The following is a 13,877-nucleotide window of genomic DNA, read 5'->3' as shown; positions in this document are numbered from 1 at the left end:
CTTCACCTGGAGAGTGCTTCTTTCACGCGACGACCTGGACCCTAGACAAGTCCCATCGTTGCAGGTCAGGAGCACTCTTCGCGTTTCTGATCACCCACCGGACGCCCCGCCGCGTGAAAGCGCGAGGCTAGGGCATGCAGGAAGAGATTGCACGCTCCGCGATCGACATGTTCATCTCCGCGTTCAACGCCTCGGACGACAGCTATGTGACTGCCCTGCTCTCCCAGGCCCTGACCTCAGACGTGGTCTTCTGGGGGCCGTTGGGTCGCAGCGAAGGAATCGCAGCGGTCGAGCGGTTCGTGCTGGACATCCGGCGCCACCCGGCGGGGACCGGCACGATGGTGCGCTGCTCAGCGGTGGACATGCCTGACGAATGGGCCCGGTACCAGTGGGTCTTCACCACGCCGGATGGAGGCCCCCGCCTGGCGGGAACGGACGTCGTCCATCTGCGACGGAACCTCATCGACCAGGTCATCGTCTTCGCGGGGGAGATCGAACCGTCCGCCTCCTGAGTCATCCTTCTGTCCTGAGTCACCCTTCTGTCGCTGTCCTTCTCCTGAACTCGCCCCCTTCGGCGCTCGGGGGCTGCTGCTCGCGGTTGGTCGGGCCGCGGTGTTGAGGGGGCGTCCGCCCCAGCGGACGCCTTTTTCGCTGCGGACGCGGGCGCGTTCCTTGCGTTGGGCGGTGAGTACGTCGGGGTGGCGGGCGTTGGTATTGCGCCAGCGCAGATAGCGGTGCAGTGCCTGGGTTTGCGCGGGGTGGCTGCGGTGGTGCGAGTTGGCCAGGGTGAACTGCCGCAGCGGGCCGAAGTGAGCCTCGATCGGGTCGGCCCAGGAAGCGTAGGCCGGGGTGAAGCACAGCTCGACCTTGTTCTTGTTCGCCCAGCGGGGGATGTCCGCGCCGGTGTGGGCGGAGAGGTTGTCCAGGATGCTGGAAGGTGATGCCGCGGGCGCCGGAGCAGGCACCGTAAGGCTTCACAGCCGATCCGGATGACGCGGCCGTGCACCTTCCGTAGGTAGGCGGCGAGTTTGCGGATCGAATGCAGGCAATCACCTGCCCTGACCGAGCCTTGTTCACAGCGCGGTCTTCACTCATGCGGGCTAACCATCGAGCATGCCCCGTTTTTGACCGTGCGTGATGCCTAGCGTTGCTGTGACGGCGTGTGGCCAGCAGTGGGTGTGTGCCACAGCCTTCGGGCTTGGGGGTGCGGTGGAGGTTCGGGATGTGTGGCACGCGTACGGTCATCGTGAGGTCTTGCGGGGCTTGGACTTCGATCTGCGACCTGGTGTGCTGGCCGGGATCGTCGGGGAGAACGGTGCGGGCAAGTCCACGCTGCTGAAGATCTTGTCCGGCGAGCTGCGTCCGCAGCGTGGCACGGTTTGTCATGGATGCCGTTTCGGCTACTGCCCACAGGACGTGGTGCTCAATGATGTTCTGACCGTGGGGCAGCATCTGGAGTTCTTCCGCGTCGCGCGAGGGCTGCCGGACCTGCGACACGCCCGCGAGGTCATGGAGGCGCTGCGGTTGACGGAGTACGCCGATGAACGTGCCGGCCTGCTCAGTGGCGGGACCCGTCAGAAGCTGAACCTGACCCTGGCGCTGATGCACGATCCGCAGGTGCTGCTGCTGGACGAGCCCTACCAGGGTTTCGACTGGGATACCTACCAGCGCTTCTGGGACTTGGCGGCACGGTTGCGTGGTGCGGGCCGCTCCGTCCTTGTCGTCTCCCACCTGGCCTATGACGCCGAACGCCTGGATGAGTTGTGGCGGCTCCAGGGCGGCGTCCTGCACCCCGCAACGGGGGTGCCGGCGTGAGGCGACACCTGCGTCCGTACGTCACAGCAGCCCGCTTCGACCTGGTCGAGCACGCCCGTAACAGGTTCGCCATGGTCCTGGTCGCCCTGTTCATCCCCTCCTGGATCAGCCTGGCCTACGTCGTCATCCCCAGCAGGCCCGTGACGTTCAGGCTGCGCGCGACCGGCCGGCTCCTGGAACCCGCGGGTGACCAGATCACGCAGATCACCGGTGCCATCAACGCCGTCACTCTGATCACCGGGTTCATGATGTTCGCCGTCACGTTCAGCGGCGGACGCTTCGACCGCCGCCTGGCCATGGCCGGCTACCCCCGCATCCATCTCGTCCTGGCCAAGACCACCTCTCTCACCCTGGCCTCCGGCAGCATCGCCGTCTATGCCACCGCGGTGATCTGCACGGCCTGGAGCCCGCGCCAGCCCGTGCAGCTCGCCGCGGCCCTGTTCTGCGGAGCCATGACCTACGGGGTGCTCGGCGTCGTCTTCGGCTCCCTGCTGCGCCGGGAAGTGGAGGGCATGTTCGCCCTGGTCATGACCAGCCTCGTCGATGTCGGCCTGCAAAGCCCTCTGGCCAGCGGCGGCACCAAAAGCGCGGCCGTGCAACTCCTGCCCACCTACGGCACCATGCAGGCCGCCACCGCCGCGGGCTTCACCCACAAACCCCTGCCCGGCGATCTGGCCGTCCAGATCCTGTGGTTTACCGGCGCCGCGCTCGTGGGCTTGCTCGCCTTCCACCGCCGCACCAAAGACACCCTGACCGCGAGGCCGCCCTTCCGTCTGCCTTGGCTGCCCAGGCACCGGCCACCTGCGCGGCCGGCCCGGGCCACTTCGACGCCGCGCTGAACAACTGTCCCGGTGCGACGGCTCACAAGGCGCCCCACTGGGTCGCACGCGCCCGCGTCGCAGAGCGAAGTTCTGGCCCCGGAAGGGAGCCGGTCGAGCAGAAAGGGCTCCCAGATGCTGGCAAGGCGATGGCTGGACGCGGCGGGTATCACCGATCCCGTCCTTCGGCACGGCTACACGGAGTGTGTGCGAGAACTGGCCGGCGCCGACGGAGGGACCGCCCGCTGGCAGGGCTTGCGCAGCGCTCCCGCAGCCGCGCGGCCTCACACCGCGGCACTACTGGCGCACGGGTGCCGCGCCGATCTGTGTGTGGACAGCGGCCCGGTCGACGACCGTCAGCGGCGCTTCACCCAGTTTGTTGAGGCCACCTGGGCAGCCTTCGCTGCCGGCGGCTCCCACGACCCCGTTCTGCACGCCACGGTCCACACCTATCAGGCTTTCGGTATCCCGCTGTCGGTGGTCGAGGACATGTTCACGGCGATGCAGCGGGACCTTGACTTCCGTGACTTCGCCACCTTCGAGGAACTGCGCCAGTGGTGCATGCAGATGACCGGTGGCTCGATGGCCATGATCTACCGGGTGATGGGCGCAGCGACCGAACCCGCGGATGAGCTGCTGGTACGCGAGTTCTCCGTTTTCGCGCAGTTGACGGATGTACTGCGCGACCTGTCGGAAGACCTCGATGACGGGCGCCTCTACCTGCCGCTGGAGGACCTCGACCGGTTCAACGTGCGCGCCGAGGACCTCAAGGCCAAACGCTGGACTCCGGCCATGGCCGACCTCGTCGCATTCGAGGCTGAGCGTGTCACCGAGCAACTACACCAGACCGCTGCAGCGGTCCACGGCCCCCTAAGCGCCCTCTGGCACACCCACTGTGAACACGCGGCCCTGCTCATCGCCGCAGTGCTGGCCGCAGGCCCGGACGTCCTCCACCAACCGGTACAGCCGCCCCTGGGCACGCTGCTCAACGTGTGGCGCTCCCGCATGCGCGCGGTGATCCCCTGCTGACCGTGAAAGGACACGTCATGTCTCTTGCTGTGACCTCCACTGGCGACACGTACATGCCGCTCCTCGAGTCCGAGCTGCTGCGCTGGGTGGGCAGCGGTGACAGCCTGCTGGAGCTGGCCTGCTTGGATGCGCTGTTTCCCCCGGGCAAGCTCCTGCGCCCAGTCCTGTGCGTGGAGTCGGCCAAAGCCGTCGGCGGCACCACCGACCAGGTGCTGGCTTTCGCGGCCGGCATCGAATGCCTGCACGTCGCCAGCCTCGTCCACGACGACATCGTCGACCAGGACCCGGTACGCCGCGGGCGAGCCTCCACCGCCGAGCAGTACGGCCTCAGCGAAGCCCTGGTGGCAGGTGACGGACTGTCGATGGCCGGAATCGCCGCCCTGCTCAGCGGCGGACCTGCCGAGCACGTGCTGCACGCGGCACGGATCACGGTTGAGGCTCTGCGACACATGTGCCAGGGCCTCATGCGCGAAACCCAAATCCGCGGCGACCTGACCTGCTCAGTGCCGACCGTCCTGAACATCATGCAAGCCAAGACTGCCGCGCTGACCGGCGCCGCCTGCCAGGCCGGGGCGATCCTGGCCGGAGCAACCCCACAGCAGCACCAGGCCCTGCGCCAGTACGGAGAGCAGCTCGGCATGGCCTTCCAGATCCGTGACGACCTGCTCCCTTACATCGCCGAGGACCAGGTCACCGGCAAGACAGCCACCAGCGACGTCGCCAACCTCCAACCCACCCTGCCCGTCCTACTCGCCCACGAAGCCGCCGACGAAGCCGACCGCAACCGCCTCTCTGCCCTGTTCCGCGGCGGAACCGACCCCGTCACCGCACACCGAGACATCCTCGCCGTGCTGACACGCACCGGCGCTCTCGCCAAGGCAGCCCGGATGGCGTCCTCCTGCGCCGAACAAGCACGCGCCGAACTCACCGGCCTGCCAGACTCCCCCCAACTCGCCGAGCTGGCAACAGCAGCAGCCGACCGCCAGCGCTGACGGAGCGCCACCCGAACGGTCCGAACACATCAACTTGATGGAACAGCGAGCTGACTCATAACGGAGAAGTTGGCTCCCTCCAGTCCCTGGAAGCTTCGCAGAACTGACCTGACCAGGAATTTTCAGCGCAAGGACTTGAGCGCAGCGCCGACCCAGCCCGGTTCGCAATCGCCAGCCATCTCGGCGACCGGCTGACGGCGGCCGCGCCCGCCGGCCGGTAGTTGACCGTCGATCCCGGGCACGGCATCGGGGAATCAACGGGCAGCGGTAGAGGGCCGACTGCGGCGCTCGGTGTCGTGGCCCCGCTGCTGGTCCGGTTTTCTGGCTCTTCCAGGGGGCTTCCGGTCGGAGCTCGGTCCCGGGGGTGTGCTGGGTGGCTACGGTGTGGCTCATGTCATCTGTCGTGTCCGGCATCGCCGGCCTGGAGGGGGTTGAGCAGCAGGAGGCGCTGGCGGTGTTGCGGGAGAGTCTCATCTCGCACATGACCTCGGTGGCTTGAGCATGATGTCTGGTTGGGCTCTGACTGCCGGCCGGAGTGTCCAGGTGACCGGCGACCTTGCCCGCCGCATCGTGCAGGCACTCCTTTCCTTCTCCACGGACGGTGACGACCCAGTGGAAGGGCGGGCCTTGTTTGCCCATCTGCGGCGGACGCCGTGGCGCATTCGTAAGTGGCCAACCGCGCACCGGTCTGTGCCGCACTGCCCGCAGTGCCTGCCCGGTGCGAACGGCAGCCGGACGCCGCCGGTGCTGCCACCGCGCCCGGCCGCCCGCCACTGCGCCTGTGCCAGGGCGGCCTGGCTGCCAGTTGTGCACTGCTCGGCGAGTGCGTGCCGTCCGGTGCGGATCAAGGGATGTGGCACAGCTCCGCAGAAGCTCTGCCCGGCTACAGCTCGAATTGGAGGTGGAGGACGTCGGTGAGCTCCACTTCGAGGCCGTGGGCGCGGCTGCCGTTGTCGCGGAAGTACATCTCGCCCAGTGCTTCGGCGGCGATCTCGCGGAGATCGCCCTCGCCGACACCGGCCTCCTGGGCTTCGAGGAGCCGGACGGCATGGTGTGGGGGCAGCGCGAGGGTGAGGTGACGCACGCGGGCGTCGTCGGTGCTGCCGGGGGCGGCGGTGTAGCCGAACCTTGCCTGGACATCGATCACGATGCCGCCGGTGGTGGCCGCAGCCCGCTTCGCTCTGGCTCTGATCTGCGACTGCCAGCGGGCGCCGGGCGCATCGTCGGGGCACAGAGATGGTCCTCTCCCGTCGCCGGGCCCACTGGCGGCGCACGGCACGGCGACAGCACCAGCGTCAGCGGAGCCTGTTCGGTGCTGTCACTGCCGGATGGGAGGCTGTGGTGCATGAGCGAGCCGCGCCGGCGGGCCTACGGCAGCGACCACGACGACCCGTATCCCTATGCCCTCCCCGGCCGCTCTTACCGGGAGCTGGTGGGCGGACCGCTCGACGGCTGCTGCTCGATGTCACCGGATGCAGTTACGAGGGGCCACACCCTCCATCCATGCCCCTGTGTCGCCCAGGGCATCGAGCCACTCCAGCTGCGCGATCAGCCGGTTGAAGTGCGACCAAGTTGGACTCTGCGCGAACTTTGTCAGCCGGTTGTACTGGGTGGTGCCGTCCGTGTCGCGCTCCTCCGGGAGCCGCAGCAGCCTCGCCCAGCGCGTCCAGGGTGGAGAACGCCAGCAGCTCCACCGCCCGCCGCACGAAGTCCACCACCATCTCCGGGACGTCCTCCAGCCCCGGAAACACCCCATCCGCTGGTAGGACTTCAGCATCAGCATCAGCATCAGCAACAGGGCCAGCAGATGCTCGTCGCAGTCCGTGACCTCCGACACCCACGCGACCTCATCGCGTGTCGGCGAGAAGAACAGATGCAGCTCATGCGCGGTGATCAGGCGCTTGAACCGCGGGTACGCGGTCCGCTCGATCGAGGTCACAATCCCGCCCCGGCCCCAGACGACAAGCCCAACATCACACCAGCGAAGCCGAGACGAACGGGTGATGGGCCGGGCGCTCAAGACTCCAAGATCATCCCGTGGCCCTTTTGGGCTTACCTCGGCGATCCCCCATGATCCCCGACTTCCCTCGGATGAAGGGCGGTGCCGCGTTGGTCGGCATCCGCCCCGGCGAAGCCGCCCCGGGCCCGTTCGGGCTCTACGGCGGTGGCGAGGACGATGCCGCGGCCGACATCGAGGACCCGACCGCGAGCGAGGTGGCGCGGCGTCCCCTGTCGACAGCACCGGCCGACTGATCAGTCCCTGACGAAGTCCTCGATCAGGTCGGCGATCATCGTCGCACCCCGGGTGTTCTGGTGGATGAAGTCCGTTGTCAGTTCCAGGCCGCGGCTGCGCGAGATCGCGTCGAAGGATCGGAACAGCATGAAGTGCTGCATCGCGGCCCTGGAGGAGAGCTTCTTACCGTCCTGGAAGGGGATGCCGTCCTTCGCGCCCGTCGACTCCAGGTGCGCCAGCTGGCGTTCGTAGAGCGGAAGATACGCGGCACCGTATTCCGCTGCCGTCCGCTCCACCACCTTGCTGTACTCGGCGGCCCGTCGCACCGGGAGGGTGCCGGGGTCCTGTCCGAGTACCGGCAGAGAGAGCAGGGCGATCCTCGCGTCGGTCTCCTTCACCAGCCGCTCGGTGAGCGCCCGCAGGTTCTCCTCGTACCCGTCGATGGTGGGTCTGACCTGCAGCTTTTTCATTTTGGTCATCATCTGGACGTTCGTTTCGGACAGACTCGCGTTGGCGTCATTCGTACCGATGAGGACCGTCACGATGTCCGGGCGGGCGTCGATCACCGAGTCCAGGCGCTGGAGGGCGTTGCAGGCGAGATCGCCGTTCACACCGGCGTTGGTGAAGCTGTATGCGGCGCCCAGGCGTTTGCGGAGCATTTTGATGTAGTCCGCGCCGACCTGGGCGCGGGTGTGGCTGTCGCCGAGGCAGACAATGTGAGTCATTCCGTGATCCTCAGTTCGTTGCGGTGCGCGGTGTGCGCGGACGGCCGCTCAGGCGGGTAGGACTGCCCTGCAGTTCGATGTCTATGACCGAAAGGTTCAGGCGGCGACGCCCACCCCCTGCCCTACGGTCTCCGGCTCGTCAAGGCAGGTCAGCAGCGCGTGTGCCACATCGGCGCGGCTCACGGTCCTGGCCCCGGGGACGTTGCCGCCGACGACGCGGCGATAAGTGCCGGTGTAGGGGCGGTTCAGCAGCATGGGCGGCCGCACAACCGTCCACTCCACGGGCGCCTCGGCGATCGCTTGCTCCATTGACGCCAGGTCGGCATAGAGGTCCTTCTGCAGGGAGCGAAGCATCGGCAGCACGACCTTTCGAGTGAAGATCGCCTCACCCTCCGCCTCCGGCCCAACGGGGGCGGCACTCAGAGCGGACAGCCGGCGAACGCCCGCCTGCCCCATGGCCTCGACGGTGGCCCGCAAGGCGGGGCCTGCGATCGGCGCGGACTTGGCGCCCTTGTTCCCGGCCGGACCGAGAGCGGACACCACGGCGTCGCACCCGCTCATGGCTGGGAACAGGGCTTCGGGGTCGGTGACGTCGGCGACGGTGGCGACGTCGAGGCGGGGATGCGGGGCTATTGGCAGCCGCTCCGGGTTGCGTACGACGGCGGTGACGGCGTGGCCGGCGTCCAGGGCCTGCTGGACGACCTGGCGGCCTACGCGGCCGGTGGCGCCGAGGACGGTGATGCGCATGGGATGCTCCAGATCCGTGGGGGGGCTAGGGGGTTAGTGTTTACTAGCCCGAGTGTGCGCTAGTATTCACTAACCCGTCAAATCGGCAGGTGAGAGAAGGTATGAGCACGCGAGAGCAGATCCTGGACGCGGCTGCGGAGATCCTGCGGACACGCGGGGTTTCCTACGCGACCACGAAGGAGATCGCGCTGGCATCGAAGGTGTCGGAGCCGACGCTGTACAAGTACTTCGGCGACAAGGAGCGGTTGCTGCTGGCCGTACTGCAGGAGCGGGTCCCTGGGCTGTCCCGCGTCTCGGCGCACCCGGGCGAGGCCACCGTGGAGGCGAACCTCACCGAGCTGACGCATGCGGCACTGGACTTCTACCAGCAGGCGATCCCCATGATGGGAGCGATGCTGGCCGATCCGCAGCGGATGGCCGCGCACCAGGAGGCAATGTCACGCCTGAACGCGGGACCCGACCGGCCGGTGGCCGCCTTTGCCGCCTATCTGCGAGCGGAGCAGGAGCTCGGCCGGATCGACGCGGGCGCCAACCCCGAAACCATGGCAACGCTGCTCATCGGAGGGTGCTTCTACGAGGCATTCCTGCGCTATTACACGCAGGGCCCGGGAGCGCCGGCGGCCCCCCGCGAGCGGGCGACGGCATTGGTACGAGGAGTGCTCGAGCCTATGCGCGGCTAGGGCATTTCTTTCAGATCATCTGATCGTTGGTCTGGGTGTGTCGTTGACTGATGCGCGTTGACTGATGCGCAGTGGGCGCGGATCGAGCCGTTGCTGCCGGATCGGATGCCGAAGCGGGGTGGGCGGTGGCGGGATCACCGGCAGGTGATCGACGCGATCGCGTTCAAGTACCGCACCGGAACACCGTGGATGGACCTGCCCGAGCGTTTCGGCTCGTGGAAGGGCGTCCACAACTGGCTGCGGCAGTGGGCCGCCGACGGCACGTGGGAGAAGGTGTTCACCGCGCTGCTCGCCCAGGCAGACGAGGAAGGCGACCTCGACTGGATCGTCGCGGTCGACTCCACGATCGTGCGCGCGCACCAGCACGCCGCCGGGGCCCGTCAGAAGGGGCCCCGGCCGGCGAGCAGCCCGAAGGCCACCCCGCACTGGGTCGTCGAACAGATCGAGAGCTGGCGGCGGGACCACAAGCGGTCCGCCCAACGGATCACCGACGAGCCGGCCGACCTCGGCTACGTGATCAACCGCCGCACCGTCACCGGACACCTCACGCGGTTGGTGCTGGGCAAGCCGCCGATTCCTCGACCCCGACGGCGAGAACAGCCGCAAGCCGCGCAGGATCATTGCCCGCTGGCCCGGCCACATGGCCCACCTCGATGTGAAGAAGGTCGGCCGAATCCCCGAGGGCGGTGGCTGGCGCATCCACGGCCGCGACAGCGACGAAAATCGAGCCGTCAACCGTGCCAAGACCGCAGGTGCAAGACGCGGCTACATCTATCTGCACTCCATCGTCGACGGATTCTCCCGACTCGCTTACACCGAACCACAATCCGACGAGAAGGGGGCCACCGCTGCGGCGTTCCTCGTTCGGGCGAAAGTCTGGTTCGCCGCCCACGGCATCACTCACATCCACCGTGTCGTGACCGACAACGGCGCCTGCTACCGGTCCGGCGACTTCGCCCGCATCGTCGGTAACGAGACCCGCCGCCAGAAGACCAAGCCCTACCTCCCCGACACAACGGGAAGGCCGAGCGCTACCAACGCATCCTGGTCGAAGAGCTCCTCTACGCCCGCGAGTTCGCCAGCGAGGACGAGCGGACTGCCGCGCTCAGCGTGTGGAACATCCACTACGACTATCACCGACCGCACAGCGGAGCAGGCGGTCAGCCACCCGCATCACGGCTCCGGAGCGGCGTCACCAACGTCACCGGAGCGGCGTCACCAACGTCCAGCCCTCCTACAACTGGTGCTGTGACCACGTAGGTGCGCCGGGTTGGGTTGGATCGAGCCGTCTTCAATGATCGGGCTCTGGCCAGAGCCCGGTGTCAGAGCCTCCCGATAATGTGCCGGCAACCAGATCCGACTCCTCCTCGGGAGAACCACCGTGGACATCCTGCTCATCGCTGGCTTGTGGCTCGGCGGATCCGCCTGGGATGACGTCGTGCCGGAACTCACCGCGCTCGGCCACCATCCCGTGCCGCTCACCCTCCCGGGCCAGGGCGACGGCGTTGCCTCCGCGACGCTTGACGATCAGCTGGAAGCAGTGCTTGCCGCGGTCGACGCGGCGCCCGGAAAGCCGCTGGTGGTAGGGCACTCCGCAGCATCGACCCTGGCCTGGCTGGCCGCCGACGGGCGACCGGAGAAGGTGGCCAAGATCGCCTTGATCGGCGGCTTCCCCGCCGCCGACGGGCGGGCCTATGCCGATCACTTCGCGATCGAGGGCGGCGCTATGCCCTTCCCGGGCTGGGATCCCTTCGAGGGCGCGGACGCCGCCGACCTGGACCAGCAGACCCGGGACCGTTTCGCGTCCGCCGCGGTTCCTGTTCCTGAGGCGGTCGCCAGGGGAGTAGTACGCCTGACCAACGAGCGCCGCTTCGACGTCCCCGTTGTGGTTGTCTGCCCCGAGTTCACCCCTGCCCAGGCCGAGGAGTGGATCGCCGCTGGTGAGAGTCCTGAGCTCGCCCGCGCTACCCACCTAGAGTACGTGAACCTCGAGTCGGGCCACTGGCCGATGGCTACCCGGCCCCGCGAACTCGCCCGCGTCCTGGCGGAGGCCGCCGACTCCTGGTGATGCTGGGTTGGGTGGTCAGGCCACCGCTGACAGCGGACCGCGGTCCCGCACCACCAGGCGTGGGTGGGACGTCCGTGAGAACGTGCCGCGTCTTCGCTGCGTACGCTGCGAGCATCGAGGTGTTTTCGGGGAAGAGCTGACGATGGCTGAGAAGGCGTCTGTCCCCGGGCCGCGCCGGGACATGGCCATGCACAGCGACTGGTGGGTGTCGGGCTGGGAGCACGTCCTGCCCCGTCAGGGCTTTCCGCTGACCATGCTGATCGGGACGGCGTGCCAGCCCGGTTTCACCGGCTCCCTGGAGGACCTGGTGCACGAGATCTTCGGCGGGCACTGGGACATGATCGGCGGTGACCTCGACGGTCCCCTCACCTTCTCCTGGCCGGATGAGGAATGGGACTACGAGGCCGCGCCGGAGGGCCGCGAGGCATGCGAGGCCGCCCGCTGGGAGCAGTTCAGCGCCATGCTGACGACAGCCGGCTTCCCGGTGCCCACCACCGTGCGGGACCTGTCCGAGCTCTACTTGACGTGGGGCCTGGCCCGCCGCGAGGAGACGCCGGACGGCACCCGGTGGTCGATGCCCGCCGCGCTGCCGCTGCCCGGCGACCTGCTGCCCTTGGACCCCGAACTCACCGAGCGCCTCGACGGGATCCGCTGGACGATGCGCACCGGCCCGCTCCTCGACACCCTCATCGACCACTTGGTCGACGATCTGGGTGAACCGACAGAGACCCTCACCTCCCTGGACCGGCTTGCGGCAGCCACAGGCCAGGACGTCGACGACGTCCGGCTCGCTCTCTCGGAACTCGTGAAATCCGGCGACGCCCCTGTCCGGCGCGGCGAGGAGCCGGCCGACGCGGAGCGCCTGGAGGCCCACCGCCGCTTCCGTCCGGTCATGGACTGGGAGCACTTCCACGAGAACCGCATCCACGTCAGCCGCGGTGACTGAGGCCGCGCACGGCACCGTGGGGACCAGCGACACGCGCCTGATCGTGCTCCGAGGCAACAGCGCCTCGGGCAAGTCGTCCGTCGCGGCCGGCCTGCGCGAAAAGTTCGGGCGCAACCTCGCCATCGTCGCCCAGGACAACCTCCGCCGGAACTTGCTGCGCGAACGCGACCGGCCCGGCGGCGCCAACATCGGCCTGATCGACCTCACGGCCCGCTACGCCCTGGACCACGGCTTCCACGTCGTCGTCGAAGGCATCCTGTACGCCGACCGCTACGGCACGATGCTCCAGGACCTGGTGCGCGCCCACCAGGGCGTCACACGGTGCTACTACCTCCACGTGCCCTTCGAGGAGACAGTGCTCCGGCACGCGACGAAACCGGACGCCGAGTACCTCGCGCACGTCAACGAGGGTCACCTACGCGACTGGTACCGAGAGAAGGACATGCTCCCCAACGGCCTGGAGACCGTTATCGACGCGGCCAGCACCCTGGACGACACGGTCCAAAAGATCCTCTCCGAGAGCGGCCTGGACGGCATTCTCCCGATCGACCGCTGAGGGGGCGCCACCGCAGGTACGGTCATCATCACGGCACCGACGACGGCACACACCACCGGACCCAGGGGGCAATGGGCGTGGAGAACGGATCGCAGAGCATCCCGTGGGGCGGCGAGTGGCGACGTCACCTCCGCTCCGATGCCGAGATGGATCTCGTGCGCTCGTGGATGCGCCGTGTCGAATGCCCGACCTGCAAGGCAGCCGCAGGGCGGGCCTGCCGCACCGCGGGCGGCCGTCCGACCAACGAACACCGTGCACGCCGTGACGCCGTCGGCCCTGTCCCGTACGCGAAGTGGCGAAAGGAGGGCCTCATTCCGGAGCAGCGGACGTACACGATTCCGGCCGTGCTCAAGGAGTCGGAGAAGGCCCGCGCCGACTACAACGTGGACACCGCCCTGGCTGACGGTGTGGCGGTCGTCCGGATGTTCCTCGCCGACCGGCTCGGGTTGTTCCTCCAGGGCGAGGAGGCCATGGACCGCATCGACGACGCCGTGCGCAAACTGATCGAGGTCCGCGGCCCGGTGGGGACGGCCGACGTGGTCACTGTCCTCGCCAGCCAAGTCGCCTCGCTGCTGGCTGCGAACTCCGGACCCGACGGCGATCCGGAGGCCCTGTTCGACACGATGATCCGCGCGCAGATCGACATGGTCCGCAGGATGAATGCGATCGAGAAGGAACGAGCCGACGGCTGACCGGCCGGTCAACGCCCATCGTGACCGCGATCTGGGCAACGAACACTTGGCCAGGGCGACCGGGGAACACGGACGGCCGGCGGGCCAAGGAGATGTTCAACTGCACAACTGCAGTACCAACGTGCACGCCGGCGTGTTCCGTTCGAGCGAAGGGCTGAGCTGTGCCCGACCGACCTGAAATCGTCTGCATCTGCGGCTCTACCCGGTTCGTGGACGAGATGCGTGCGGTGAATCGCGATCTGACCCTGGCCGGGGTCATTGTTGTCGCGCCAGGCGAAGCAGACGAGTTGATCACCGACAAGCAGAAGAAGGCCCTGGACGCCCTCCACCTGCGCAAGATCGACCTGGCAGACCGGGTTCTGGTCATCAACCCGGGCGGGTACATCGGCGAGTCCACGAGCAGGGAAATCGACTATGCCCACGCCACCGGCAAGCCGGTTTCGTTCACCGATCCCGCCCCCGCTGCAACGTAGTTCGCCGGGGGAGCGGCCCAAGATCCCAGGGCCTACACGTACACCAGTGCGATGCCAGCTCGGGGCTGGTGTACGGCGACCCGCACACCGCGGCCATCACCCG

Annotated in this window: 15 protein-coding genes and 4 pseudogenes; 14 read left to right on the top strand and 5 right to left on the bottom strand. The window is 67.9% G+C overall.

Annotation, left to right across the window (positions count from 1 at the left end):
* Positions 1–134 precede the first annotated feature (134 nt).
* Entirely contained in the window at positions 135–512 is a 378-nt protein-coding gene (locus ITI46_RS08040) for a nuclear transport factor 2 family protein (protein WP_209238730.1), read from the top strand.
* Between the two features lie 93 nt (positions 513–605).
* Here the strand turns inward: ITI46_RS08040 and ITI46_RS08035 are convergent.
* Positions 606–935, bottom strand: a pseudogene (locus ITI46_RS08035) (transposase); the annotation flags it as partial.
* 274 nt (positions 936–1,209) lie between these two features.
* Here ITI46_RS08035 and ITI46_RS08030 point away from each other — a divergent pair.
* The 4 genes from ITI46_RS08030 (at position 1,210) to ITI46_RS08015 (ending at position 4,654) form a co-directional block, all read left to right on the top strand.
* Positions 1,210–1,815 carry an ABC transporter ATP-binding protein gene (locus tag ITI46_RS08030; protein ID WP_209238729.1) on the top strand — a complete coding sequence of 202 codons (606 nt, stop codon included), beginning with the start codon at positions 1,210–1,212 and terminating at the stop codon, positions 1,813–1,815.
* Positions 1,812–2,654, top strand: a complete 843-nt coding sequence (locus ITI46_RS08025) for an ABC transporter permease (protein ID WP_209238728.1) — start codon at positions 1,812–1,814, stop codon at positions 2,652–2,654. The genes ITI46_RS08030 and ITI46_RS08025 overlap by 4 nt, the downstream gene beginning before the upstream one ends.
* A gap of 114 nt (positions 2,655–2,768) precedes the next feature.
* Positions 2,769–3,662 (top strand): phytoene/squalene synthase family protein, encoded by an 894-nt coding sequence (locus ITI46_RS08020; RefSeq protein WP_209238727.1) that lies wholly within the window; start codon positions 2,769–2,771, stop codon positions 3,660–3,662.
* A gap of 17 nt (positions 3,663–3,679) precedes the next feature.
* Complete coding sequence (locus ITI46_RS08015; protein ID WP_209238726.1) at positions 3,680–4,654, top strand: polyprenyl synthetase family protein; 975 nt, start codon at positions 3,680–3,682, stop codon at positions 4,652–4,654.
* An 883-nt stretch (positions 4,655–5,537) separates the two neighbouring features.
* Here the strand turns inward: ITI46_RS08015 and tpg are convergent.
* Together tpg and ITI46_RS34675 are read right to left on the bottom strand one after the other, a co-directional pair.
* Positions 5,538–5,861 (bottom strand): annotated as a pseudogene (tpg, locus tag ITI46_RS08010) (telomere-protecting terminal protein Tpg); the annotation flags it as partial.
* Between the two features lie 258 nt (positions 5,862–6,119).
* Positions 6,120–6,593, bottom strand: a complete 474-nt coding sequence (locus tag ITI46_RS34675; RefSeq protein WP_247745645.1) for a DUF4158 domain-containing protein — start codon at positions 6,591–6,593, stop codon at positions 6,120–6,122.
* A 131-nt stretch (positions 6,594–6,724) separates the two neighbouring features.
* Here ITI46_RS34675 and ITI46_RS08000 point away from each other — a divergent pair, with 131 nt between their 5' ends.
* Positions 6,725–6,907 carry a hypothetical protein gene (locus ITI46_RS08000; RefSeq protein WP_209238725.1) on the top strand — a complete coding sequence of 61 codons (183 nt, stop codon included), beginning with the start codon at positions 6,725–6,727 and terminating at the stop codon, positions 6,905–6,907.
* On the opposite strand, the gene ITI46_RS07995 is transcribed toward ITI46_RS08000, so the two are convergent.
* Both ITI46_RS07995 and ITI46_RS07990 read right to left on the bottom strand, forming a co-directional pair.
* The gene (locus ITI46_RS07995) at positions 6,908–7,612 is read right to left on the bottom strand and encodes an SGNH/GDSL hydrolase family protein (protein WP_209238724.1); all 705 of its coding nucleotides are present in this window, start codon (positions 7,610–7,612) and stop codon (positions 6,908–6,910) included.
* Positions 7,613–7,708: 96 nt separating this feature from the next.
* The gene (locus ITI46_RS07990) at positions 7,709–8,359 is read right to left on the bottom strand and encodes an NAD(P)-dependent oxidoreductase (RefSeq protein WP_209238723.1); all 651 of its coding nucleotides are present in this window, start codon (positions 8,357–8,359) and stop codon (positions 7,709–7,711) included.
* A 101-nt stretch (positions 8,360–8,460) separates the two neighbouring features.
* Between ITI46_RS07990 and ITI46_RS07985 the strand changes: the two genes are divergently transcribed.
* The 8 genes and pseudogenes from ITI46_RS07985 to ITI46_RS07950 all read left to right on the top strand — a co-directional run bounded on the left by ITI46_RS07985 (position 8,461) and on the right by ITI46_RS07950 (position 13,774).
* Positions 8,461–9,039, top strand: a complete 579-nt coding sequence (locus ITI46_RS07985) for a TetR/AcrR family transcriptional regulator (RefSeq protein WP_209238722.1) — start codon at positions 8,461–8,463, stop codon at positions 9,037–9,039.
* Between the two features lie 57 nt (positions 9,040–9,096).
* Positions 9,097–9,429, top strand: a pseudogene (locus tag ITI46_RS07980) (IS5 family transposase); the annotation flags it as partial.
* A 6-nt stretch (positions 9,430–9,435) separates the two neighbouring features.
* Positions 9,436–10,299: pseudogene (locus tag ITI46_RS07975) on the top strand (integrase core domain-containing protein); the annotation flags it as partial.
* Between the two features lie 121 nt (positions 10,300–10,420).
* Positions 10,421–11,107, top strand: coding sequence for an alpha/beta fold hydrolase (locus ITI46_RS07970; RefSeq protein ID WP_209238720.1), 687 nt, complete (start codon positions 10,421–10,423; stop codon positions 11,105–11,107).
* Positions 11,108–11,249: 142 nt separating this feature from the next.
* Positions 11,250–12,053, top strand: a complete 804-nt coding sequence (locus ITI46_RS07965) for a DUF6042 family protein (protein ID WP_209238719.1) — start codon at positions 11,250–11,252, stop codon at positions 12,051–12,053.
* Positions 12,046–12,609: an AAA family ATPase gene (locus ITI46_RS07960; protein ID WP_209238718.1), complete on the top strand. Its 564-nt coding sequence runs from the start codon at positions 12,046–12,048 to the stop codon at positions 12,607–12,609. Before ITI46_RS07965 ends, ITI46_RS07960 begins: the two co-directional genes overlap by 8 nt.
* A 146-nt stretch (positions 12,610–12,755) precedes the next feature.
* Positions 12,756–13,301, top strand: a complete 546-nt coding sequence (locus ITI46_RS07955; RefSeq protein WP_247745637.1) for a zinc finger domain-containing protein — start codon at positions 12,756–12,758, stop codon at positions 13,299–13,301.
* A 218-nt stretch (positions 13,302–13,519) separates the two neighbouring features.
* Positions 13,520–13,774 (top strand): hypothetical protein, encoded by a 255-nt coding sequence (locus ITI46_RS07950; RefSeq protein ID WP_247745641.1) that lies wholly within the window; start codon positions 13,520–13,522, stop codon positions 13,772–13,774.
* The last annotated feature ends 103 nt before the right edge of the window (positions 13,775–13,877 follow it).

Source organism: Streptomyces oryzae, assembly GCF_017676365.1.
Taxonomy (GTDB): Bacteria; Actinomycetota; Actinomycetes; order Streptomycetales; family Streptomycetaceae; genus Streptomyces; species Streptomyces oryzae.
The sequence above is the reverse complement of the archived record's forward strand: the minus strand, read 5'-3'. Positions and strand labels throughout refer to the sequence as shown.